The sequence below is a fragment of the Burkholderia cenocepacia genome (genome assembly GCF_014211915.1).
GTDB lineage: Bacteria > Pseudomonadota > Gammaproteobacteria > Burkholderiales > Burkholderiaceae > Burkholderia > Burkholderia orbicola.
This window is the reverse complement of the sequence record NZ_CP060040.1, coordinates 2,595,437-2,616,037: the sequence shown is the minus strand read 5'-3', so window position 1 is coordinate 2,616,037 and position 20,601 is coordinate 2,595,437. Positions and strand designations below refer to the sequence as shown.

General features: G+C 67.6%; 21 protein-coding genes, 1 pseudogene and 1 riboswitch. Of the genes and pseudogenes, 5 read left to right on the top strand and 17 right to left on the bottom strand.

The genetic code is table 11. The features are described from left to right. Positions 1-136: 136 nt before the first annotated feature. The 7 genes from SY91_RS28110 to SY91_RS28080 all read right to left on the bottom strand — a co-directional run bounded on the left by SY91_RS28110 (position 137) and on the right by SY91_RS28080 (position 5,393). Complete coding sequence (locus SY91_RS28110) at positions 137-1,078, bottom strand: CopD family protein (protein WP_023475326.1); 942 nt, start codon at positions 1,076-1,078, stop codon at positions 137-139. After that, positions 1,075-1,455, bottom strand: a complete 381-nt coding sequence (copC, locus tag SY91_RS28105; RefSeq protein WP_043886920.1) for a copper homeostasis periplasmic binding protein CopC — start codon at positions 1,453-1,455, stop codon at positions 1,075-1,077. The genes SY91_RS28110 and copC overlap by 4 nt, the downstream gene beginning before the upstream one ends. Positions 1,456-1,471: 16 nt before the next feature. Continuing rightward, positions 1,472-1,816, bottom strand: coding sequence for a copper-binding protein (locus SY91_RS28100; protein ID WP_023475324.1), 345 nt, complete (start codon positions 1,814-1,816; stop codon positions 1,472-1,474). A gap of 66 nt (positions 1,817-1,882) precedes the next feature. After that, positions 1,883-3,178, bottom strand: coding sequence for a multicopper oxidase family protein (locus tag SY91_RS28095; RefSeq protein ID WP_023475323.1), 1,296 nt, complete (start codon positions 3,176-3,178; stop codon positions 1,883-1,885). A gap of 1 nt (position 3,179) precedes the next feature. Then, positions 3,180-4,682 (bottom strand): TolC family protein, encoded by a 1,503-nt coding sequence (locus SY91_RS28090; RefSeq protein ID WP_023475322.1) that lies wholly within the window; start codon positions 4,680-4,682, stop codon positions 3,180-3,182. Next, a complete protein-coding gene (locus SY91_RS28085) occupies positions 4,679-4,948 on the bottom strand; it encodes a hypothetical protein (RefSeq protein WP_043886956.1) in 270 nt (89 codons plus the stop codon). The genes SY91_RS28090 and SY91_RS28085 overlap by 4 nt, the downstream gene beginning before the upstream one ends. A gap of 88 nt (positions 4,949-5,036) precedes the next feature. Next, positions 5,037-5,393, bottom strand: a complete 357-nt coding sequence (locus tag SY91_RS28080) for a hypothetical protein (RefSeq protein ID WP_023475320.1) — start codon at positions 5,391-5,393, stop codon at positions 5,037-5,039. 232 nt (positions 5,394-5,625) lie between these two features. Between SY91_RS28080 and SY91_RS28075 the strand changes: the two genes are divergently transcribed. Together SY91_RS28075 and SY91_RS28070 are read left to right on the top strand one after the other, a co-directional pair. Then, a complete protein-coding gene (locus tag SY91_RS28075) occupies positions 5,626-6,297 on the top strand; it encodes a heavy metal response regulator transcription factor (protein ID WP_012338817.1) in 672 nt (223 codons plus the stop codon). Beyond that, positions 6,294-7,703, top strand: a complete 1,410-nt coding sequence (locus SY91_RS28070; RefSeq protein ID WP_023475319.1) for a heavy metal sensor histidine kinase — start codon at positions 6,294-6,296, stop codon at positions 7,701-7,703. The genes SY91_RS28075 and SY91_RS28070 overlap by 4 nt, the downstream gene beginning before the upstream one ends. Positions 7,704-7,727: 24 nt before the next feature. Here SY91_RS28070 and SY91_RS28065 read toward each other — a convergent pair whose 3' ends face one another. From SY91_RS28065 to SY91_RS28050, 4 genes are all read right to left on the bottom strand, one after another. Then, a complete protein-coding gene (locus SY91_RS28065) occupies positions 7,728-8,936 on the bottom strand; it encodes an MFS transporter (RefSeq protein ID WP_023475318.1) in 1,209 nt (402 codons plus the stop codon). Positions 8,937-9,027: 91 nt separating this feature from the next. After that, the gene (locus SY91_RS28060; RefSeq protein ID WP_023475317.1) at positions 9,028-9,213 is read right to left on the bottom strand and encodes a DUF1289 domain-containing protein; all 186 of its coding nucleotides are present in this window, start codon (positions 9,211-9,213) and stop codon (positions 9,028-9,030) included. A 2-nt stretch (positions 9,214-9,215) separates the two neighbouring features. Continuing rightward, positions 9,216-10,241: a CDF family Co(II)/Ni(II) efflux transporter DmeF gene (gene dmeF, locus SY91_RS28055; RefSeq protein ID WP_023475316.1), complete on the bottom strand. Its 1,026-nt coding sequence runs from the start codon at positions 10,239-10,241 to the stop codon at positions 9,216-9,218. A 12-nt stretch (positions 10,242-10,253) separates the two neighbouring features. Beyond that, positions 10,254-10,529, bottom strand: coding sequence for a metal/formaldehyde-sensitive transcriptional repressor (locus SY91_RS28050; protein WP_023475315.1), 276 nt, complete (start codon positions 10,527-10,529; stop codon positions 10,254-10,256). 116 nt (positions 10,530-10,645) lie between these two features. Next, a riboswitch (yybP-ykoY riboswitch) is annotated at positions 10,646-10,814 on the top strand. Positions 10,815-10,882: 68 nt separating this feature from the next. On the opposite strand from SY91_RS28050, the gene SY91_RS28045 reads away from it, so the two are divergent. Then, entirely contained in the window at positions 10,883-11,893 is a 1,011-nt protein-coding gene (locus SY91_RS28045; RefSeq protein ID WP_023475314.1) for a sodium:calcium antiporter, read from the top strand. A 95-nt stretch (positions 11,894-11,988) separates the two neighbouring features. Here the strand turns inward: SY91_RS28045 and SY91_RS28040 are convergent, their stop codons facing one another. From SY91_RS28040 to gstA, 6 genes and pseudogenes are all read right to left on the bottom strand, one after another. Continuing rightward, positions 11,989-12,357 (bottom strand): copper-binding protein, encoded by a 369-nt coding sequence (locus SY91_RS28040; RefSeq protein WP_006484513.1) that lies wholly within the window; start codon positions 12,355-12,357, stop codon positions 11,989-11,991. Next, positions 12,354-15,559: pseudogene (locus SY91_RS28035) on the bottom strand (efflux RND transporter permease subunit). The gene SY91_RS28040 and the pseudogene SY91_RS28035 overlap by 4 nt, the downstream one beginning before the upstream one ends. Beyond that, positions 15,556-17,079, bottom strand: a complete 1,524-nt coding sequence (locus tag SY91_RS28030) for an efflux RND transporter periplasmic adaptor subunit (protein WP_023475312.1) — start codon at positions 17,077-17,079, stop codon at positions 15,556-15,558. The pseudogene SY91_RS28035 and the gene SY91_RS28030 overlap by 4 nt, the downstream one beginning before the upstream one ends. Before the next feature lie 11 nt (positions 17,080-17,090). Then, entirely contained in the window at positions 17,091-18,383 is a 1,293-nt protein-coding gene (locus SY91_RS28025; protein ID WP_023475311.1) for a TolC family protein, read from the bottom strand. 91 nt (positions 18,384-18,474) lie between these two features. Further along, positions 18,475-18,861, bottom strand: coding sequence for a hypothetical protein (locus tag SY91_RS28020; RefSeq protein WP_023475310.1), 387 nt, complete (start codon positions 18,859-18,861; stop codon positions 18,475-18,477). 90 nt (positions 18,862-18,951) lie between these two features. Further along, on the bottom strand, positions 18,952-19,581 hold the full coding sequence (gene gstA, locus SY91_RS28015) for a glutathione transferase GstA (RefSeq protein WP_023475309.1): 630 nt from the start codon (positions 19,579-19,581) through the stop codon (positions 18,952-18,954). A gap of 136 nt (positions 19,582-19,717) precedes the next feature. Here gstA and SY91_RS28010 point away from each other — a divergent pair, with 136 nt between their 5' ends. Further along, positions 19,718-20,098, top strand: coding sequence for a winged helix-turn-helix transcriptional regulator (locus tag SY91_RS28010; RefSeq protein ID WP_006479865.1), 381 nt, complete (start codon positions 19,718-19,720; stop codon positions 20,096-20,098). Between the two features lie 17 nt (positions 20,099-20,115). After that, a complete protein-coding gene (locus SY91_RS28005; protein WP_185921251.1) occupies positions 20,116-20,517 on the top strand; it encodes a hypothetical protein in 402 nt (133 codons plus the stop codon). The last annotated feature ends 84 nt before the right edge of the window (positions 20,518-20,601 follow it).

Here is a 20,601-nt window from a genome sequence, read left to right as displayed (position 1 = left end):
TTAGCGGCGCTCGGTGACAGTTTTTGGTAATCGTGAGACAGGCCGATGTAATCGTCGTCATCACGCCGCGATCGCCATGCGTCATCCGGTCAAGTCCCGACAATGCAGCCGATCTCCCGACGACGAAGCCCCGCCGCTAGACCGTCCCCGGCAATGCGCTCGACACGAGCGCGGCCGCCGCCATCAGCACGCCGCCGAGCACGACCGCCTCGACTCGCAGCACCGTGCCGAACCGTTTCAACGCGCGTACCGGTATCGCGGCGGCCGGGTCTTTCAACGCGGCCAGCAGCTTCGGCATCCCGAAGAAGCGGTTGTGTCCGCCGAGCATCGCGGCAATCAGCACGAGCACAAGCTTCAGCAGCAGGATTTGCCCATACGTCGACGCGAACAGGTTGGCGGGCGTATCGACGCCGCGCCAGCCGTTGTACGCGCCGGTCGCGAACAGCACGACCAGTGCGTAAGTGGATGCATCGGACAGCGACTGCACGAACGATGCGCCCGTCGCGCGTTCGCTCGCCGGCATGCGGGCGAGCCGCGACATCACGCCGAATGCCGTGACGAGCACGAGCCCCACCCACGCGCTGATCGCCAGCAGATGCAGCCAGTCGATCCACACCGGCACGCTGAACAGCCCGGCGTCCACCGGATGACCGCCGTTGCTGCGTGCCAGCGCGACACAAGCGAGGGCAGCCACCATCGCGAGCGGAAACCGCGTGTCGTTCGCGTGTCCGACGAACGACAGCAGCACGACGACGAGCATGAACGCCGCCCCGGCCAGCCACGCATGACCGAAGCCGGTGCGCGCGAGCATCGAACACACCGCCGGCCCTGCGTCGAGCAGCGACACCTCGCTCATCAATGCGCAGTGCGCCCAGAACGCGGCGACGCTCGCGAGCAGCGATACGACGGACGCAATACATAGCGTCGCGGCGAGCCGCCGCCCAATGTCGCGCTGCCACGCGGACACGCCGCGCGCGAGCCAGTGCCGGCCGAGCAATGCGCCGACGACGACCGCGAACCCGGCGTTCTGGATCGCCACCGCCACGAGCCGCAGCAGGCCGACGATGCCGTCGTTCATTCCTTCACCCGGAACGTATAGGCGCCCTTCGCGCGATGCGCATCGGCCGTCATCGCCGCCCACTGTACGGTGTACGCGCCTGCCGCAAGCTTCGGTATCGCGACGGTCATCACGCGCGGGTTCGACGCATCGACCTTCGCCTTGTCCTGCGTGACGGTGTTGCCGCTCGCGTCCGACACCTTCACCGAGCTGAACGCCGGTTCGAGGTCTTCGTTGAACGTGAGCCGCACCGTGTCGGGCGCCGCATCGACCGTGCCGCCGGCCGCCGGTACGGCGCGCTCCAGCTTGCCGTGCGCCGACGCCGCGACCGGTGCGCCTGCGAAGATGGCGGTAGCCGCGGCGAAGCCGGCCAGCCGCTTGAGCATCGAGATCGTCATGTTCACGCGCTCCGCTTCACGGCTTCTTCAGCTCGACGACGGTCAACGCACCGTCCACGTCCTCAGCGACGAAATCGATCGTATCGCCCACCTTCACCTGCGCCAGCATCGCCGGGTCCTTCACCTTGAACACCATCGTCATCGCGTCCATCCCGAGGTTCTCCAGCGGGCCGTGCTTGATCGTCAGCTTGCCGGCCGCCGTGTCGACCTTGCGGATTTCGCCGTGCGACATGCGCGACACCGCGGCGCCCTGCTTCGCATTCGCGCTCATGTCCATGCCGGCCATGTCGCCGGCCGCGTACGACGCCGCGGAGAACGCCAGCGCGCACCCCGTCGCCATCAAAACCAGCCCCTTCTTCATCGTGTCGACTCCCGTGTGAGTGAATGGAAACCGGCGGCCGCATCGACGCGGCCGCCGCATGCTGCTTCAGCCGTCCGGCAATTCGCCGGTGTATTCGTATGCGACGGTGCCCTTCGGATGCCGGAACCAGCCCGGATCGCGATAGTCGTTGCGGCCCAGCCCTTGCCGCACCTTGAGCACGGTGAACATGCCGCCCATCTCCAGCGGCCCGAACGGGCCCGTGCCGGTCATCATCGGCAGCGTGTTCTCGGGCAGCGGCATCTCCATGCCGCCCATCGCGCCGCCCGTGCTGCCCATCGCCATGTAGTCGGGCACGAGCTTGCCGATGCGCTTCGCGAGATCCTTCTGCGGCACGCCGATCAGGTTCGGCACCTGATGGCCCATCGCATTCATCGTGTGGTGCGACTTGTGGCAATGGAACGCCCAGTCGCCCGGACGATCGGCGGTGAACTCGATCGCGCGCATCTGACCCACCGCGACATCGGCCGTCACTTCCGGCCAGCGCGCGGCCGGCGGAATCCAGCCGCCGTCGGTGCCCGCGACTTCGAAGCTGTAGCCGTGCAGGTGGATCGGGTGGTTCGTCATCGTCAGGTTGCCGAAGCGAATCCGCACGCGGTCGCCGGCTCGCACCGGCAGCGGATCGATGCCCGGGAACACGCGCGAGTTGAAGGTCCACATGTTGAAATCGGTCATCTCGTTCACGCGCGGCGTATAGCTGCCCGGGTCGATGTCGTATGCGGCGAGCAGGAACACGAAGTCGCGATCGACCGGCATCGTGCCGCGGTCCTTCGGATGCACGATGAACATGCCCATCATCCCCATCGCCATCTGCACCATCTCGTCGGCGTGCGGGTGATACATGAACGTGCCGTGCGCTTCGAGCTGGAACTCGTAGACGAAGGTCTTGCCGGGCGGGATATGCGGCTGCGTGAGGCCGCCGACGCCGTCCATCCCGTTCGGCAGCCGCAGCCCGTGCCAGTGGATCGTCGTGTGCTCGGGCAGCCGGTTGGTCACGAAGATGCGGACCTTGTCGCCTTCGACGGCCTCGATCGTCGGGCCCGGCGACTGGCCGTTGTAGCCCCACAGGTTCGCGTTCATGCCGGGCGCCATCTCGCGCACGACGGGCTCGGCCGTCAGGTGGAATTCCTTCCAACCGTTCTTCATCCGCCACGGCAGCGACCAGCCGTTCAGCGTCGCGACGGGCGTGTACGGGCGGCCGTTGGGCGGCACGAGCGGCGGCTGCGTGCCGGCTTTCGCCATCGTCGGCGCGTCGGGCAACGACGCGGCGCCAGCCTTGCTGACCATCGCCGCACCGAGCAGCGCGGCGCCCGAGCCGCTGAGAAATTGTCGACGGGACACCATGTCAATGACCTTCCGGATGCGGTTGCGTGGCGGGCGCCGACGGCGCCGCGGGAGTGGAAGCCGGTTGCGGCGCAGCGTCGGCGCTGGATGTGGATCGGGGTGCGGGTTCGGCGGAATGCGTCGCGCTCGGCACGGCATCCGGTAACGGCAACCGGCCGCCGACGGCCATCTGCAGATCGGTTTCCGCGAGCCAGTAGTCCTTCAGCGCGTCGATGTAGCCGTTGACCGCGCCGATCTGTTCGCGCGCATCGGTCAGCAGCTCGAACACGCTCGCGAGCATCCCGTTGTAGCGCAGCAGCAGTTCGTCGGAGATCGTCTTGCGCAGCGGCACGACTTCGTCGCGATAGTGCGTCGCGACGTCGTAGCTCGTCACGTACGCCGCATACGATTCGCGTACTTCCGAGCGGGCATCGATGGCCGTTTTCGCGAGCCGGTTCGCCGATTGCATGTAGACGGCCTCGGCGCGCGCGACCTTGGCTCCACCCCAGTCGAACAGCGGAATCTCGATGCTGATCTCGTAGCCGTGCTCGTGGCCCTTGCCGGTTTCGTAGTCGTTCACGTAGCCCAGCTCGACCGCGTTGACGAAGCGGGTGGCCTTGCTCAGGCCGAGCGACGACGCGACGCCCTGCGTCTGCAGCTTCGCGGCCTGGACGTCGAGGCGATTGCCCATCGCGAAGCGTTCGAGGTCGGGCAGGTTCGGGCGCGCCTTCGGCAGATCCGGCAAGCGCTCGGGCAGCGCGTACCGCGTTCGCTCGCCCCACAGCCCCATCGCGCGCGTGAGCTTCTCGCGTGCGGCGATGGCCTGCTGCCGCGTTTTCGCGTGCTGCGCGACCGCGTCGGCGTGAAACGCCTGTTCACGGGCGTAGTCGAGCCGGCTGAAGTTGCCGGCCTGCCGCATGCGCAGTGCGAGTTCGGCGGCCGCGCTCGCGGCGTCGCGCACCTGCTGCGCATAGTGTGCGGCCTGCTCGGCGGCGACCGCCTCGACATACGCGCGGCGCGCGTCGGCCGCGACCTTCAGCATCGCATCGGCCGTTTCGAGCTTGGTCTGCACGAAACGGCGGCGTTCGATCTTCGTTGCGAGCGGCATCGTCAGCAGCGCGAACACGTTCGCCGAGAACGTGCGGCCAAGCGTCAGCTCGCCATCGCCGGCACGCGTGCGGCTGAACGCGAAGCGCGGGTTCGGCAACCGGCCGGCCTGCACGAGGTCGGCCTCCGACAGCCCCAGTTCCGCGTACGACGCCTGCAGCCCGCGGTTGTTCAGCAACGCGACCTGCACCGCGTCGTCCATCGACAACGGCTTGCCGAGCAGTTCCTTCGTCCGCTGGTCGACCGCTTCGCGGTCGGCGTCGGTCCTCACCACCACCGCGTCCTTTCCGATGCGTTCCGATGCAGCCGACGACACGGCGTCGAACCCGCCATCCTTCGAAAACGTCGTGCAGCCCGCGAGGAACGCCAGCGCGATCGCGGCCGCGCCGATCCTCGGTGATATCGCGAGCGTCGTCATCGCGTGGCCCCTCCGTGCGCCGAATGGGGCGCGGCGTTGCCGGTCGTGCGCCCTTTCGCGGGTCGCTCCATCACGTCCCGGTTCAGTTGCTTCCAGCCCGGGCCTGCGTCGTCCCGATACGGCCGGTAGCCGTCGAACGCGGACGTCACGGTGACGTCCGGCACCGACGCGGCGGCGTCAGCCGGATCGGGAAACGGAGTTTGCGCGGGCGCGAGCGACGGCACGAGGGCCGCCGCGCCCAACAGCGCCGCAATGATCAATCGCATGAACATGTCTCGTCGTAAGTCGTCCGGCGCGCCTGATGCGGCCGCCGGAGCGGGTGGCGGATCGCGGCGCATCGGCCGCGGGCAGCGACTAGGCGGGCATCCGGCGCGGCGGCCGGTCGATTCCGCCCGTCAGGAACGACACGCCCCCGGCCGAACGCGGAGGCGCGACGATGGTGACGCCGACGCTCGCCTCGGCGGGCACCGCGGGCGCACTCGACATCCCCGCGCCGAAGCAGCAGGACACGCACGCGGCACATGACGACGCATGCCGCGCGTGATCGCCGTGATCGTGATGGCCACCCTGCGCGGCCGGCATCGCGTGCGACGCCTTTTCCTCTTGCGGCACGGCGACGCCCGGGCACTGCATCGAAACCGCCGCGAACGACGGGATCGACAGGCTCAGCGCGAGCAACACGACGACGAGAAATGTGCGCCAGTACGACATGGATGCGAGATCAGGCAGACAGCGATCGTTAGGGCCGGCGCGTCGCACGACGGCGCGCTCCGGGGACAAGACGGTCGCAGCTTATCGCCGCCCCGGTGACGACGGCATGGCCGAAACATGACCGGCTTTTCATGACAATTCCGTCATCCGCCGGTCATTCTTCACGCACGCGCGCTGCCGTACGCTCCGGCGTTACACTGACCGGCTGGAATCACGGATAGCCTGCCTCACCATGCGGATACTGATAGTCGAAGACGAACCCAAGATGGCGTCATACCTCCGGAAGGGGTTGACGGAGGCGAGCTACACGGTCGATGTCGCGGAAAACGGCCAGGACGGCCTGTTCCTCGCCTTGCACGAGGATTTCGACCTGATCGTGCTCGACGTGATGCTGCCCGCGCTGGACGGCTTCGAGGTGCTCAGGCGGCTGCGCGCGCAGAAGCAGACGCCCGTGCTGCTGCTCACGGCCCGCGAGGCGATCGAGGACAAGGTCGCCGGGCTCGAACTCGGCGCCGACGATTACCTGCTCAAGCCGTTCGCGTATGCCGAATTCCTCGCGCGTATCCGCTCGCTGCTGCGCCGCGCGCCACGCAACGTGCGCGATATCCTGCACGTCGCCGATCTCGAAATCGACCTGCTCAAGCGTCGCGTGCGGCGCGCGGACACTCGCATCGACCTGACCGCGCAGGAATTCGCGCTGCTGCAGTTGCTCGCGGAACGCGAAGGCGAGGTGCTGACGCGCACCTTCATTACGTCGCAGATCTGGGACATGAATTTCGACAGCGACACGAACGTCGTCGACGCGGCGATCAAGCGCCTGCGCGCGAAGATCGACAACGCGTACGAGAAGAAGCTGATCCACACGATCCGCGGCATGGGCTACGTGCTCGAGGATCGTTCGTGACCACGGGCCCCACGTCGTATTCGCTGCTGCGGCGCCTGACGCTCGCGTTCGCCACCGTCGCGGCGCTGGTGTTCGCGCTGACCGGCGCGTATCTCTACCGCTCGTTGTCCGCCGAATTGACGCGGCGCGACGACATCGAGATCTCGGCCAAGCTCAATCAGTTCCTGCAACTCGCACGCGCCAGCGGATCGACGGCCGCGCTGCGCGCCGATCCCGCCGTGTTCCACGACGTGCTGCTGTCGCATCCGGGCGTCTATCTCGGCATCTACGATGCGCAACACCGCCCGCTCGTCGAGCATTCCGACGAAGCCGGCAACACGCTCGCGTCGGTGATCTCGGCCTCGCATCCGACTGGCAACGCCGGCAGCCCGTTCACGTGCGCGCCGCCCGGCATCGGCACGTCGCGCTGCGTGTATGCGCGTGAAACGCTGCCGTCCGGCGAAGCGATCCAGGTCGCGCTCGCGCGCACCGCAACCGATCGGCAATCGCTGCTCGAAAGCTATCGCGTCGACATCTGGCTCGCGGCGGCCGTCGGCGCGCTGCTGGTCGGTGCGCTCGGCTATGCGGTCGCGTCGCGCGGGCTGCGCCCGGTCGAGAGCCTCGGCCGGCAGACGTCGCGCATCGAGGCGCACAACCTGAACGCGCGCCTCGACGCGCGCGGCGGCCCGGTCGAATTGCGCGAGCTCGCCACGTCGGTGAACCGGATGCTCGACCGGCTCGAACGCGCGTTCGTGCGGCTGTCGCAGTTCTCATCCGATCTCGCGCACGACATGCGCACGCCGCTCGCGAACGTGATCAGCTCGTCGCAGATCACGCTGTCGCGCGCGCGCACGACCGACGAATATGAAGCGCTGATCGAATCGAATATCGAGGAATGCGAACGGCTTCAGCGAATGATCGAGAACATGCTGTTTCTCGCCCGTACCGACAATGCGCGGCAGCACCTGAAGACCGCCGAACTCGATGCGGGCAGCGAACTGCGCCGGCTCGCGTCGTATTTCCAGGCGCTGGCCGACGAGGCCGGCGTGCGCATCGACGTGCATGGCGAAGCGCCGGTCGTCGCGGACGCGACGCTGTTCCGGCGTGCGGTGAGCAACCTCGCGTCGAATGCGCTCGAACACGCGGACGCCGCGTCGACGATCGAACTGGCCGTGTCCGTACAAGGCAGCTACACGGTCGTCGAAGTCACGAATCGCGGCGTCGCGATTCCGCCCGAACAGGTCGAGCGGATCTTCGAGCGCTTCTACCGGATCGATTCGTCGCGGCACGGCGCGGCGCGCAACGCGGGGCTCGGGCTCGCGATCGTGAAGTCGATCATGGAGCTCCATCGCGGCAAGGTGGAAGTCGCGAGCCGCGACGGGCGCACGACGTTCGCGCTGTACTTTCCGCGCGGTACCGATAGTTAGGCCATGCGCCGCCGCGTTGAGCGGCTAGCGATCCCGCACCGCGCCGAACGACGTGCGAACGCACACGAGCAACACGATGGTCGCTGCGCTGAATACGGCCCCCGCATAGAACGTGGCGGCGGCGCCCACCTGGTCCCACAGGGCACCCGCGACGACGCTCGATACGAGCGTGACCACGCCGCTGATCAGGTTGAACACGCCGAACGCCGTTCCTCTCAATTCAGCCGGCGCGGCCTGCGCGACCATCGTCGCGAGCAGCCCTTGCGTCATTCCCATATGCAGTCCCCACAGCGCGACGCCGACGAGCACGGTCGGCCAGTGCGCGCCGTGCGCCAGCACGATATCGGCGGCGATCAGCAGCGCGAGCCCGACCACCATCAGCTTCGTGTGGCTCGTCGTATCGGCGAGCTTACCGAACGGGTAAGCGGACAACGCGTACACGACGTTCATCGCGACCATCACGAGCGGCACGAGCGCGACGGGCACGCCGCTGCCCATCGCGCGCAGCACCAGGAACGCCTCGCTGAAACGCGCCAGCGCGAACACGCCGCCGACGGCCACGACCCACCAGTAGCGGGCGCCGAGTTGCGCGACGACCTCGCGGCGAACCGGATTGACGCGCTTCTCGCCCGGCGCACGTGCCGGCTCGTCAATACCGACCGCGAGCAGCGCCACGGCGAGCACGCCGGGGATCACGGCCAGCCAGAACGCGAGGCGGAAATCGTCGCGCCACATCAGCATGATGACGACGGCCAACAACGGCCCGAGGAACGCGCCCACCGTGTCGAGCGACTGACGCAACCCGTACGCGGCGCCGCGCAGGTGAACGGGCGTCACGTCGGCGACGAGCGCATCGCGCGGCGCGCCGCGAATCCCCTTGCCGACGCGGTCGACGATCCGTGCCGTGACCACGACGCCGATCGTCGGCGCGATCGCGAACAGCGGCTTGCTGAGCGCGCCGAGCGCGTAGCCGGCCACCGCGAGCCATTTGCGATTGCGCAGATAGTCGCTCAGCGTGCCGGAGAATACCTTGACGACCGGCGACGTCGCCTCGGCGATCCCCTCGATCAGGCCGATCGTCGTCGCGCTCGCACCGAGCCCCGCCATCAGGAACATCGGCAACAGGCTGTGGATGATTTCGGACGACACGTCCATCAGCAGGCTGACACAGCCGAGCACCCACACGCTGCGCGGAATCTGCCGAAGAATGCCGGTCGATGAGTCGGTCTGCATGGGTCGTCCCCGGTTCAGGAATCGTGACGCTGAATGCCTGTGATGCTACTGCAGTCCCGTGACACGATCGCGGGTTGCGCGTGCACCCTCGTTATTCCACCGCGTCGCGCCGCAGCTTCGCCTGCCGGCGCGTGCGGTCGTTGAGGATCTGGTGCCGGCGATGGTCGGTCAGCTTCTTCCAGTCGCGCGCCTCGTCGCGGGTGCGCAGGCAGCCGACACAAAAGCCGGTGCGGCCGTCGAACGTGCACAGCTCGATACACGGCGATTTCACGGCCACGATCAGGCGGCCTTCGCGGGCGTCAGCACTTCGACGGTCACGTGCGACACGCCGTCGAAGCCCGCGACCAGCGCATGATAAAAGCGCACATCGCGCGCGGCGTCGCCCGATTCGACCGACACGATCGCGCTCATGTGCCCCGGCCCCACGCGCCACACATGGAGATCGTTGACCTTGTCGCCGAGCGCCTCGATCGCGCGGCGCACGTTGTCGGTCAGCTTGCGATCGACGTTGACGTCGAGCAGGATTCCGCCCGTATCGCGCATCAGCCCGTACGCCCAGTTGGCGATCACCAGCGCGCCGACGATGCCCGCGAGCGGATCCATCCAGACCCATCCGAACGCGCGAGCGAGCAGCAGGCCGACGATCGCCAGCACCGACACGGCCGCGTCGGCGATCACGTGAACGTAGGCCGACCGGATGTTGTGGTCGCGATGCGCGGCCGAAGGCGAACCGTGAGCATGATGCGCGTGGTGGGCGTCGTCGTGGTCATGATCATGGTCGTGGTCATCATGGTGGTCGTGCCCATGCGCATGATGATGGCCGTGACCATGCCCGTGATGATGATCGCCACTCAGCAGCCATACGCTGGCGAGGTTGACGGCCAGCCCCAGCACGGCGATCGGAATCGCTTCGTCGAAGCGAATCGGCACCGGCGCCAGCAGGCGCGCGATCGCCTCGTAGCCGATCAGCAACGCGATCATCGCCAGCACGATCGCGCTCGTGAAGCCGGCCAGGTCGCCGAGCTTGCCGGTACCGAACACGAAGCGCGGATCGTCGGCGTGCCGGCGCGCATAGGTATAGGCCAGCGCGGCGATCAGCATCGCGCCCGCATGCGTCGACATGTGCAGCCCGTCCGCGACCAGCGCGAGCGATCCGAACAGCGTGCCGCCGACGATCTCGGCGATCATCATCGCCGTGCACAGGCCGATGACCATCCACGTCTTCCGCTCGTTGCGCGCATGGGCGGCGCCCAGAAACGCGTGACTGTGCGCGCCGCCGGCCGCCGGGCTCTTGAATTCGTTCATGTTCCGATCCGCTTACTTGAAATAGCTGTGGACGACCTCGATCAGCTGCTCGGTCGCGCTGCCTTCGTGCGCATCGGGCGTGTCCGCATCGACGAGATGCGACCGGATGTGGTCTTCCAGCACGACCGCCAGCAGGCCGTTCATCGCGCCGCGGCAGCTCGTGATCAGTTGCAGCACGTCGTTGCAGTCGCGCTCTTCTTCCAGCGCCCGCTCGATCGCCTCGACCTGTCCCTTGATACGGCGCACGCGGTTCAGCAGCTTCTGTTTTTCGCGAACGGTATGACTCATCGATGGCTCCTGTATAGGGTAGGGGAGTATATCTCCTAAGCGCTGCCCCTATAGGGCGGAGGGGTATATTTTTTCGAGACGAAGGCTTGTCGAAAGAAAACCGCTCGGCTAGACTGCTTTCCGTCTTTGGGGAGTAGCCTGCTTTCCGTCTCCCGGAAAGCGAACGCGTCAACACACTCGGCCTGCGGCCGTGGCGCGTTCAGCCTGATCGGCTTGGCGAGACCATCGGCACATCGCGTCGTTCCTGGTCGGACGTCGGCGGATGTGTCATGGTTCGTCAGCGTCCGACCACGGAGTCCCCATGTTCCTCCCCCTCGCTTCCCTCACGCCACCGCTGCCCGCGGAGGTGTCGCATGACTTTCATGTTCGTCGAACTCGCGTTCATGCTGATCGTCATCCTCGTCGCGGCCGAAGTCTTCACCAATGCGCTCGAACATCTCGGCGAACGCCTGAAGATTTCCGAAGGCGTGACCGGCTCGCTGTTCGCGGCCGTCGGCACCGCGCTGCCCGAAACGATGGTGCCGCTGCTCGCGCTCGCCGGCGGCACGTCGAGCCAGGCCGTGAACGAGGAGATCGGCGTCGGCGCGATTCTCGGCGCGCCGTTGATGCTCGTGACGCTCACCACGTTCCTGATGGCGCTCGCCGTGATCCGCTCGCGCGGGCCGCGCGGCACGATCGCGCCCGAACGCACGGGCTTCGTGCGCGACATGAACACCTTCCTCGCCGCCTTCTCGCTGGCGACCGTCGCGATGTTCGTCCCGCATCACAACTGGGCCGTGCGCGCGCTGCTCGCCGCGATGCTAGTCGGCCTCTACGTGATGTACGTCGTGCTGACGTTCCGTGCGTCGACCCGGCTCGTCGATGCCGGGCACGGCACCGAGGCGCCGCACGCGATGTTGCTGTCGCGCATCGGCCTGCCGACCAACCTGGCGACGATCGTGCTGCAACTGCTGATCGGCGTCGCGCTGCTGGTCGGCGGGGCGAAGGGCTTCATTCGCGGCGTGGAAGGCGTGTCGCACGTGCTCGGCGTGTCGGCGCTGCTGCTGTCGCTGATCATCGTGCCGATCGCGACGGAGCTGCCGGAGAAGGTCAACAGCGTGCTGTGGATTCGCCGCGGGAAAGACACGCTCGCGTTCGGCAACATCACCGGCGCGATGGTGTTCCAGGGCACGCTGCTGCCGGCGATCGGCATCATGCTGACGCCGTGGGAGCCGCGCCCCGAAGTGCTGACCGGCGTGATCATCACGCTCGCGGCGGCGGCGTGGCTGCGCGTCAATGCACGCACGCGCGGGCTCGCGATCTGGGCATTGCTCGCGAACGGCGCGGGGTATGCGGGGTATCTGGCGGTGACGCTGGCGCGCTAAACGCCGGTCGGGCGCGCCGGCCGACCAACACGTCGGCGCGGCGCGCTTCACGGCGCCGCATGCAGGCGGCGGCTGCGACGCCCGCATCCCGACGATCAGGAACCCTTGACGAGTTTGACGATCGTCAACGTGCCGTCGACCTTCTCGATCCGCACCTTGACCTTGTCGCCCGCATGCGCCTGCGCGAGCATCGCCGCATCCTTCGCCTTGAACGCCATCGTCATCGGCGGCATCCCGACGTTCTGCAGCGCGCCGTGCTTCAACGTGATCTTGCCGCTCGCGGCATCGACCTTCTTCACTTCGGCGTCGGTCAGCGCGGCATTCGATTCCGCCGCACCGTCCGACGACATCTTCATGCCGGACATGTCCATGTTCGACATCTCGCCGGCGGCAAGCGCCGGTACCGCGAAAGCACTCAGCGCGACGACAGCGGTTGCAGCAGCGATCAATTGATTCATCTTCATCGTGATTCTCCGGTGGGAAGGGATGGCACGTTCGTGCCGGAAGGAACTGCATCGGAATGCCGCGCTCGGCCAGCGCTTCGCGCACGACGGCGCTGCAGCAGAAGCCACGCGGCGGGAATGACGAACATCGACAGCAGCGGCGCCGTGACCATGCCGCCGACCATCGGCGCGGCGATGCGCTGCATGACTTCGGAACCGGCGCCGTGGCCGATCATGATCGGCACGAGGCCGGCGAGCACGACGGCGACCGTCATCGCCTTCGGCCGCACGCGCAGCACCGCGCCTTCGCGAATCGCGTCGAGCAGCAACGCATCGGTCAGCGGTTCGCCGGCATCGAGCCGGCGCTGCAGCGCGCCCTTCAGGTACAGCAGCATCACCACGCCGAATTCGGCCGCCACGCCCGCCAGCGCGATGAACCCGACCGACGTCGCGACGGACACCGCATGGCCGAGCACCCATACGAGCCAGAATCCGCCGACCAGCGCGAACGGCACCGTCGACATCAGCAGCAACGCGTCGGCCGCCGAATCGAACGTGACGAACAGCAGCACGAAGATCACGACGAGCGTGACGGGCACGACGGTGCGCAGCGTCGCCGCCGCGCGTTCGAGATACTCGAACTGTCCCGACCACGCGATCGAATAGCCGGGCGGCAACGCGACCTGCCGCGCGACGGCCTGCTGCATCGCACGAACCGCCGTGCTCAGGTCGACACCGCGGAGATCGACGTACACGTAGCCGGACAGCCGTGCGTTCTCGCTGCGGATCATCGGCGGCCCGTCGGCGATCGCGACACGCGCGACGTCGCCGAGGCGAATCTGCGCGCCGCGCGCGGTGACGACCGGCAGTTGCCGCAGGTTCTCGAGCGAATCGCGGATCTCGCGCGGATAGCGGATGTTGATCGGGAAACGCTCGCGCCCGGCGATCACTTCGCCGACGTCCTCGCCGCCGATCGCCGACGACACGACCGACTGGATATCCGTCACCGACAGCCCGTAACGCGCGGCGGCGAGCCGATCGATGTCGACGTCGACGTAGCGGCCGCCGTTCAGCCGCTCCGCGAGCGCGGACGTCACGCCCGGCACGCGCTTCACGGCGGCCTCGACCTGCGTCGCGATCGCGTCGATTCCCGTCAGGTCCGGCCCGGAAATCTTCACGCCGACCGGCGTCTTGATCCCGGTGGACAGCATGTCGAGCCGGTTGCGGATCGGCGGCACCCATACGTTCGACAGGCCCGGCACCCTCACCGTCCGGTCGAGTTCGTCGACGAGCTTCTCCGGCGTCATGCCCGGCCGCCATGTGCTGCGCGGCTTGAAGCGGATCGTCGTCTCGAACATCTCGAGCGGCGCGGGGTCGGTCGCGGTATCGGCTCGGCCCGACTTGCCGAACACAGTGTCGACCTCGGGCACGGTCTTGATCAGCCGGTCGGTCTGCTGCAGCAGCTCGCTCGCCTTGTCCGCCGAGATGCCCGGCAGCGCGGTCGGCATGTACAGCAAATCGCCTTCGTCGAGCGGCGGCATGAATTCGCCGCCGAGCCGCGACAACGGCACGGCCGTCAGCACGAGCGCGACGACCGCCACGCCGATCGCGGCCCACGGGCGCCGCAACGTCGCTTCGAGCAGCGGCCGGTACAGGCGGATCAGCACGCGATTGATCGGGTTCGCGTGCTCGTGCGGAATGCGGCCGCGCACCAGATAGCCCATCAGCACCGGCACCAGCGTCACCGACAACCCGGCGGCCGCCGCGATCGTATAGGTCTTCGTGAACGCCAGCGGCGCGAACAGCTTGCCCTCCTGCCCTTCCAGCGAAAACACCGGAACGAACGACAGCGTGATGATCAGCAGCGAGAAGAACAGCGCGGGCCCGACTTCCGCCGCCGACGCCGCGACGAGCTCCCAGCGACGCGCGACCGTGAGCGGCTCGCCCGGATGCGCGTGGTCGTACGCTTCCAGATGCTTGTGCGCGTTCTCGATCATCACGATCGCCGCGTCGATCATCGCGCCGATCGCGATCGCGATCCCCCGAGCGACATCAGGTTGGCATTCACGCCCTGGTAGCGCATCACGATGAACGCGGCCAATACGCCGAGCGGCAGCGACAGGATCGCGACCAGCGCGCTGCGCAGATGGAACAGGAACACCGCGCAGACGACACCGACGATGACGAATTCCTCGATCAGCTTGTCCGTCAGGTTGTCGACCGCGCGCGCGATCAGTTGCGATCGGTCGTAGGTCGTGACGATCTCGACGCCGGCAGGCAGCGAACGCTTGAGGTCGGCGAGCTTCGCCTTCACCGCGTCGATCGTCGTCAGCGCGTTCTTGCCCGAGCGCATCACGACGACACCGCCCGTCACTTCGCCCTGCCCGTTCAGTTCCGCGATACCGCGCCGCATCGCCGGGCCGACCTGGATGCGTGCGACGTCGCCGAGCAGGACCGGCGTGCCGGTGTCGTCGGTGCGCAGCACGACGTGACGGAAATCGTCGAGCGTGCGCAGGTAGCCGGACGACCGCACCATGTACTCCGACTCGGCCAGCTCGACGACCGAGCCGCCGGATGCCTGGTTGGCCTTGCCGAGCGCCTCCGCGACCGCCGCCTGCGTGATGCCGTATGCGCGCAGCTTGTCCGGGTCCAGCACGACCTGGTACTGGCGCACCATGCCACCGATGCTCGCGACTTCGGAGACGTCCGGCACGGCCTTCAGTTCGAACTTCAGGAACCAGTCGTTGAGCGCGCGCAACTGGCCGAGATCGTGACGGCCGGTGCGATCGACGAGCGCGTACTCGTATACCCAGCCGACGCCGGTCGCATCGGGCCCAAGCGACACGGTCGCGCCCGCCGGCAGGCGGCTCTGCACCTGGCTCAGGTATTCGAGCACGCGCGAGCGCGCCCAGTACGGATCGGTGCGGTCGTCGAACAGCACGTAGACGAACGCGTCGCCGAACGACGAGTACGCACGCACGGTTTTCGCGCCGGGCACGCCGAGCAGCGTCGTCGTCAGCGGATAGGTCACCTGATCCTCGACGACCTGCGGCGCCTTGCCCGGATACGACGCCTTCACGATCACCTGCGTGTCCGACAGGTCGGGCAATGCGTCGAGCGGCGTCTGTCGCAGCGAATGCACGCCCCATGCCGCGAGCAGCACGGTGGCCAGCAGCACCAGAAACCGATGATGGACGGACCAGTGAATGAGGCGCGCGATCATCGCTCACCTCCCTGCGGCTCGACCTTCGTCAGCCGGTAGCCGTCGTCAGTCTGCGTGAACGCGAAACGCACGGTCTGCCCCGGCTTCACGTCCGGAAACGCGTGCGCCGACGGCTTGCCGAACGCCATCGTCATCGCGCCCCAACCGAGCGCCGGCACCGGCTGATGCGAGAACGTGATGTCGTCGGCCGTGACTTTCTCCACCTTGCCGGTGGTTTCGTAGACCGGCGCGCTTGCCGTCGCGGACGACGCGGCCGAGCTTGCGCCTGCCGCCCGCTCGAGCCGCGGCAGCACGCTTTTCAGGCTGGCTTCCGAATCGATCAGGAACTGCCCCGATGCGACAACCGTGTCGCCTTCGTTCAGCCCGCCGAGCACTTCCGTGTCGCCGCCGACGTCGTTGCCGACCGTCACCGACACCGGCTGAAGCCGGCCGTCGCCGAGCTTCGCGATGACGATCGTGCGCCGGCCGGTCGCGATCACGGCCTCGGACGGCACGAGCAGGCGCGACACCGTCTCCTTCGCGGCGACCCGCACGCGCATCAGCATGCCGGGCGTGAGCTTCAGCGATGCGTTGTCGATCTCCACGCGCGCCTGCAGCGTGCGGCTGCCCGTGCTGATGCCGGGCAGCACTTCGCGGATGCGTCCGCTGAAATGCCGGGCCGGATCGCCCGCGAACGTCGCGTCGACCGACATTCCCGGCTGCACGTTCAAAGCGAGCGCTTCCGGCACCTCGACGATCAGCCACAGCGTCGCCAGCCCGGCGATCTTCGCGAGCGTCTGGCCGGGCGCGACCATCGCGCCGTCGCGCACGTTCAACTCGCTGACGACGCCCGTCTCCGGCGCGCTCAGCACGACATGCGTCTGCGCGCGGCCGGTACGATCGAGATTCGCGATCATCCCGTCCGGAATCGACAGTGCACGCATTCGTGCGCGCGCCGCATCGAGCAGGTTGCCGTCCATGCCGCCGCGCTTCAGCGCGAGATATTCCTCCTGCGGCGCGAGCCAGTCGGGCACGAACAGCGATGCGACCGGCGCGCCCTTCGCGATGCGCTGCATCGGCGCGCGTGCATACAGATGGTCGATGTAGCCCGTGACGCGCGACTGCACGACCGCCGCACGCGCTTCGTCGAACTGCGTGGAGCCCACCGCGTCGAAGCCGGCCGCCGTCTGCTGCCGACGCACGGTCGCATAGCGGATGCCGAGGTTCTGCTGCAGGCCCGGATCGATCCGGATGCCTGCCGCGGCACCGCCTTCGTCCGCATAGACCGGCTGCAACTGCATGTCCATGAACGGCGATTTGCCCGGTTTGTCGAAGTGCTGGTTCGGCACCATCGGGTCGTGCCAGTACAGCACCTTGCGTGCGGCCTGCTGAGCCGGCATACCCGACGGCGCAGCGGCGGGCACTGAGGCCGTCGCCGCGCCGTTCGTCGCATGGCGAACGCCCGCGAAATAGCCTGCGCCGACGAGCACCGCGCCGGCGGATGCGATCAGCACCGCTCGTATCAGTGATTGCCTTGTCATGAGCATCTCCTTCACTGCGCGGTGGCCATCGCCGACGGCACGACCTGATATTCGAGCTGTGCCCAGGTCTGCGACACGTCGCGCCTGAGGTCGAGCACCTGTAATTGCGCTTCGAGTTGCGCACGCCGCGCGACGAACGTGTCGGCAAGCGACCCCGTGCCGGCCCGGTACGCCGCCGTCGCGAGCTGCACGCGCTGGTCGGCGGCCGGCAATAGCGCGGCGCCGAGGTTTGCGATGCGTTCGCGGCCGCTCGCCAGCGTGTCCGATTGCGTGCGGATGTCGGCCTGTACCTGGCGCAGCGTGTCCTCGTACATCAGGCGCGCCTTCGTCGCGAGCGCCGCCTTTTCGGCGACGTCGCGATTCTGTCGATTCTTGCGATTGAGCGGCAGCGGGATCGAGACGCCGACCGACACCATGTTCGAATACGCGCCGCCGCGCTGCTGGTACGCGATTTCCCACGTCCAGTTGGGGCTGCGCTCGCTGTTCGCGACCGCGGCGTCGGCTTCGGCCACTGCGATATCGTCCGCGGCGGCGACGAGCGCCGGCTGCGACAGGCGCAGTTCGTCCGGCGGCAACGACGATACGAAGGATTCGGGCGCGGGCGGCGTACCGGCCACGTCCGTCACGGGCACCGCCGTCCAGCGGGCCAGCGCGATGAGCGCGGTGCGATACGCCTGCTGTGCCTTGAGCACCTGGTCCTGCGTCTGCGCGAGCATCGCGCGGGCCTGCACGACGTCGCCCGCGCTCGCCTTCGCGCCGCGATACGACGCCTGCGTCGCGTCGAGTTCATGGTTCATGTGACCGAGCAGCGCCTGCTGAAGCGCGAGCGCCTGCTTCGCATAGACGGCATCGAGCCACGCCGTCGCGGTCTGCCGGCGCACGGCCGCGAGCTGCACGAGATAGCCGGCGCGCTCGCGGCCGACCTGTTCGTCGGCCAGCGCGGTACGCAGCCGCCGCTTGTCGCCGGACACCCATTCCTGCTCGATGCCGATGCGGCGCATCGTCATGAAGTCCTGGCCGACGGTGAAGCGCTGCCCGCCGTTGACCGGCAGGTTGTCGATGCCGGCCTTGAGCATCGGGTCCGGCAACTGGCCGGCCTTGACGGCCGCTTCGGAACGCGCGAGCACGGACGCCTGCGCGGCCTGCATCGACGCGGAACGATCGGTGGCGGACTGCAGCGCGGCGTCGAGCGTCAGCGGCGACGGCTGCGCGTGAACGGCGCCCGCCACCAGCAGCGCGGCCCACGGTACGGGCGCGCGCCGACCTGCACGCGGCATGCGCAGCGTGCGGAAAACGAATGACATGGTGTAACCCCAAATCGGAATCCAAAGGGATTCCACGTCCTGCGCGCAGGACGAACCTCACCGCGTGCGCGGCGAACGGGTCAAATCGGGATCAGCTGATGCGTGGCGGGCGCCACAACCCGTTCGGGTCGCGAGCCGGGACGGACTGCGTGTAGTGGAAGACGATCGTGCTGGCGAATGCAGCGGGACGGTTGACGTCGGCGCGGACGGCCGGGTGGTAGAGACTGCCGAACTGGCATTGGGCCGTCACCTTGCAGGCCATGCCCTTGGCTTTGGCCTTCGCGTGATCGGCGGATGGCGGCTGCATCGAATCGCAATCGCCCATCTCGGCGGACATGGCCATGTTCATGCCCGTGTCCGCGTCCATCGACATCGTGTGCTGCATCGGACATTCACCGGTCAGGCCGCTGGCTGCCAGCCCCGTGATGGGCAGCACCGCGCACAGCAGCAGCAGGATGAAGGTCCGAAGCAGTTTCATGGCGGCGATTATAGCGCGCACTGTTGCGGCATGGCGCGGCGCCGCTACGACGAAATGATGCGCCCTCCCCGCTGCGGCGGCCGCGCGTCATCACGACAGGTTGTCCGCCGCCAGCGCCGCCTGCACGGCCGGCCGCTCCCGTACCCGCTCGTACCACGCACGCAGATGCGCATGCCGGCTCAGGTCGATATCCGCGTTGTATACCGAGCGCATCCAGTCGGCCTTGCCCCAGCCGGTCAGCGCGAACAGGTACGCATCGGCGACGGTGAACGTGTCGCCGGTCAGGAACGTCCTGCCGTCGAGCTGGCGGTCGATCCACGTGAAGCGGCCGTCGAGCTTCTGCCGCACGGGTTCGACGTACTTCCCCGCCTGCACCGCATACAGCAGCGGGATGAAGCCCTTGTGGATCTCGGTGCCGAGAAAGTTCAGCCATTCCATCAGCCGGTAGCGCGCGAGCGTGCCGTAAGCGGGCGCGAGCGCGGCCTCCGGGCGCTCGTCCGCGAGATACTGCGCGATCACCGGCCCTTCGCGCAGCACCGTGCCGTCGTCGAGTTCGAGCAGCGGCACGTAGCCGAGTTCGTTCACGTCGTAGTAATCGCGGCCGCCGTCGACGACATGCTTGCGCGCGTCGACCTTGACGATCTCGGCGTCGATATCGGCTTCGCGCAGCACGATGCAGATCGCCTGCGAACAACTGCCGGGAGCGTGATAGAGCTTCATATGTTTCCTTCGTGGGTTGTCCATGTATCGATTCGCCGCGACGCGGGCGCTAATATCTCGCATCGGCACACGGCTGAGAAGACGGCAGTCGTTTGTGCCGTAGTCACAAAAAATTTACCGACCAGGATTCAGCGCGATGAAAACGAGTGCAACAGGATGTTCCGTTGAAGAAGCGATGCGCCTGCTCGGCGGCCGCTGGCGGCTGCTGCTGGTGTCGTATCTGCTCGACGGGCCGCGCCGCTTCAGCGACCTGCGGCGCGACATGCCGGGCATCTCGCAGCGCATGCTGACGCTCGACCTGCGCGCGCTGGAAGACGCGGGGCTCGTGCGGCGCACCGTCTATCCGGAAGTGCCGGTGCGCGTCGAGTACGATCTCACCGCGGACGGCGAGCGTCTGCGGCCGGTGGTCGACGTGATGCGCGATTTCGGGCTGTGGCTGAAGGCGCGCGACGCGCACGCCGACGCAATGCCCGACACCGCGGCCGCGATCGAAACGACGATGCACGCCCACAAATAACCGTTCAGCAGGAATCGATGCTCATGGAACTTCACGCTACCGTCGGCGCGGCCACGTCCGACCTCGACGACGACGAAAGCTTCGCCAATATCTACTGTCACGATGCGGAGCAGGACTATTGCTTCGCGCTGTCGCGCTTTCCGGACGATGCGCTGATCGAAGTGATGGTGCGCGACCAGCTCAACGTGCGCGTCAAGGATCTGTCGGTGCGTCTGACCGACGACACGATCGACGTCGAGATCGAGCCGGGCATCGCCGCGCGGCTCGACGGCCAGACGCGCTACGTGATCCATCTCGCGCCCGGTCAGTACGATCCGGTCACGCTGCGCGCCGCGTTGAAGGAAATCTTCGTCGGCAAGAGCGGCTATCGCGACGACAGCACGCGGGCTGACCGGTCGCCTGCTTGCTCTCCTTCGTGACGACGACGCCGACCCGCGCGTCGCGGCGCCCATTCCCATATATTGAACGGCAAACGTCCCATTAATGGGGATACCTGCCCAAAT

Coding starts and splice junctions, on each gene's coding strand:
- SY91_RS28110 (WP_023475326.1), bottom strand. CDS start 1,078: ATGAACGACGGCATCGTCGGCCTGCTGCGGCTCGTGGCGGTGGCGATC.
- copC (WP_043886920.1), bottom strand. CDS start 1,455: ATGACGATCTCGATGCTCAAGCGGCTGGCCGGCTTCGCCGCGGCTACC.
- SY91_RS28100 (WP_023475324.1), bottom strand. CDS start 1,816: ATGAAGAAGGGGCTGGTTTTGATGGCGACGGGGTGCGCGCTGGCGTTC.
- SY91_RS28095 (WP_023475323.1), bottom strand. CDS start 3,178: ATGGTGTCCCGTCGACAATTTCTCAGCGGCTCGGGCGCCGCGCTGCTC.
- SY91_RS28090 (WP_023475322.1), bottom strand. CDS start 4,682: ATGACGACGCTCGCGATATCACCGAGGATCGGCGCGGCCGCGATCGCG.
- SY91_RS28085 (WP_043886956.1), bottom strand. CDS start 4,948: ATGCGATTGATCATTGCGGCGCTGTTGGGCGCGGCGGCCCTCGTGCCG.
- SY91_RS28080 (WP_023475320.1), bottom strand. CDS start 5,393: ATGTCGTACTGGCGCACATTTCTCGTCGTCGTGTTGCTCGCGCTGAGC.
- SY91_RS28075 (WP_012338817.1), top strand. CDS start 5,626: ATGCGGATACTGATAGTCGAAGACGAACCCAAGATGGCGTCATACCTC.
- SY91_RS28065 (WP_023475318.1), bottom strand. CDS start 8,936: ATGCAGACCGACTCATCGACCGGCATTCTTCGGCAGATTCCGCGCAGC.
- dmeF (WP_023475316.1), bottom strand. CDS start 10,241: ATGAACGAATTCAAGAGCCCGGCGGCCGGCGGCGCGCACAGTCACGCG.
- SY91_RS28050 (WP_023475315.1), bottom strand. CDS start 10,529: ATGAGTCATACCGTTCGCGAAAAACAGAAGCTGCTGAACCGCGTGCGC.
- SY91_RS28045 (WP_023475314.1), top strand. CDS start 10,883: ATGACTTTCATGTTCGTCGAACTCGCGTTCATGCTGATCGTCATCCTC.
- SY91_RS28040 (WP_006484513.1), bottom strand. CDS start 12,357: ATGAAGATGAATCAATTGATCGCTGCTGCAACCGCTGTCGTCGCGCTG.
- SY91_RS28030 (WP_023475312.1), bottom strand. CDS start 17,079: ATGACAAGGCAATCACTGATACGAGCGGTGCTGATCGCATCCGCCGGC.
- SY91_RS28025 (WP_023475311.1), bottom strand. CDS start 18,383: ATGTCATTCGTTTTCCGCACGCTGCGCATGCCGCGTGCAGGTCGGCGC.
- SY91_RS28020 (WP_023475310.1), bottom strand. CDS start 18,861: ATGAAACTGCTTCGGACCTTCATCCTGCTGCTGCTGTGCGCGGTGCTG.
- gstA (WP_023475309.1), bottom strand. CDS start 19,581: ATGAAGCTCTATCACGCTCCCGGCAGTTGTTCGCAGGCGATCTGCATC.
- SY91_RS28010 (WP_006479865.1), top strand. CDS start 19,718: ATGAAAACGAGTGCAACAGGATGTTCCGTTGAAGAAGCGATGCGCCTG.
- SY91_RS28005 (WP_185921251.1), top strand. CDS start 20,116: ATGCTCATGGAACTTCACGCTACCGTCGGCGCGGCCACGTCCGACCTC.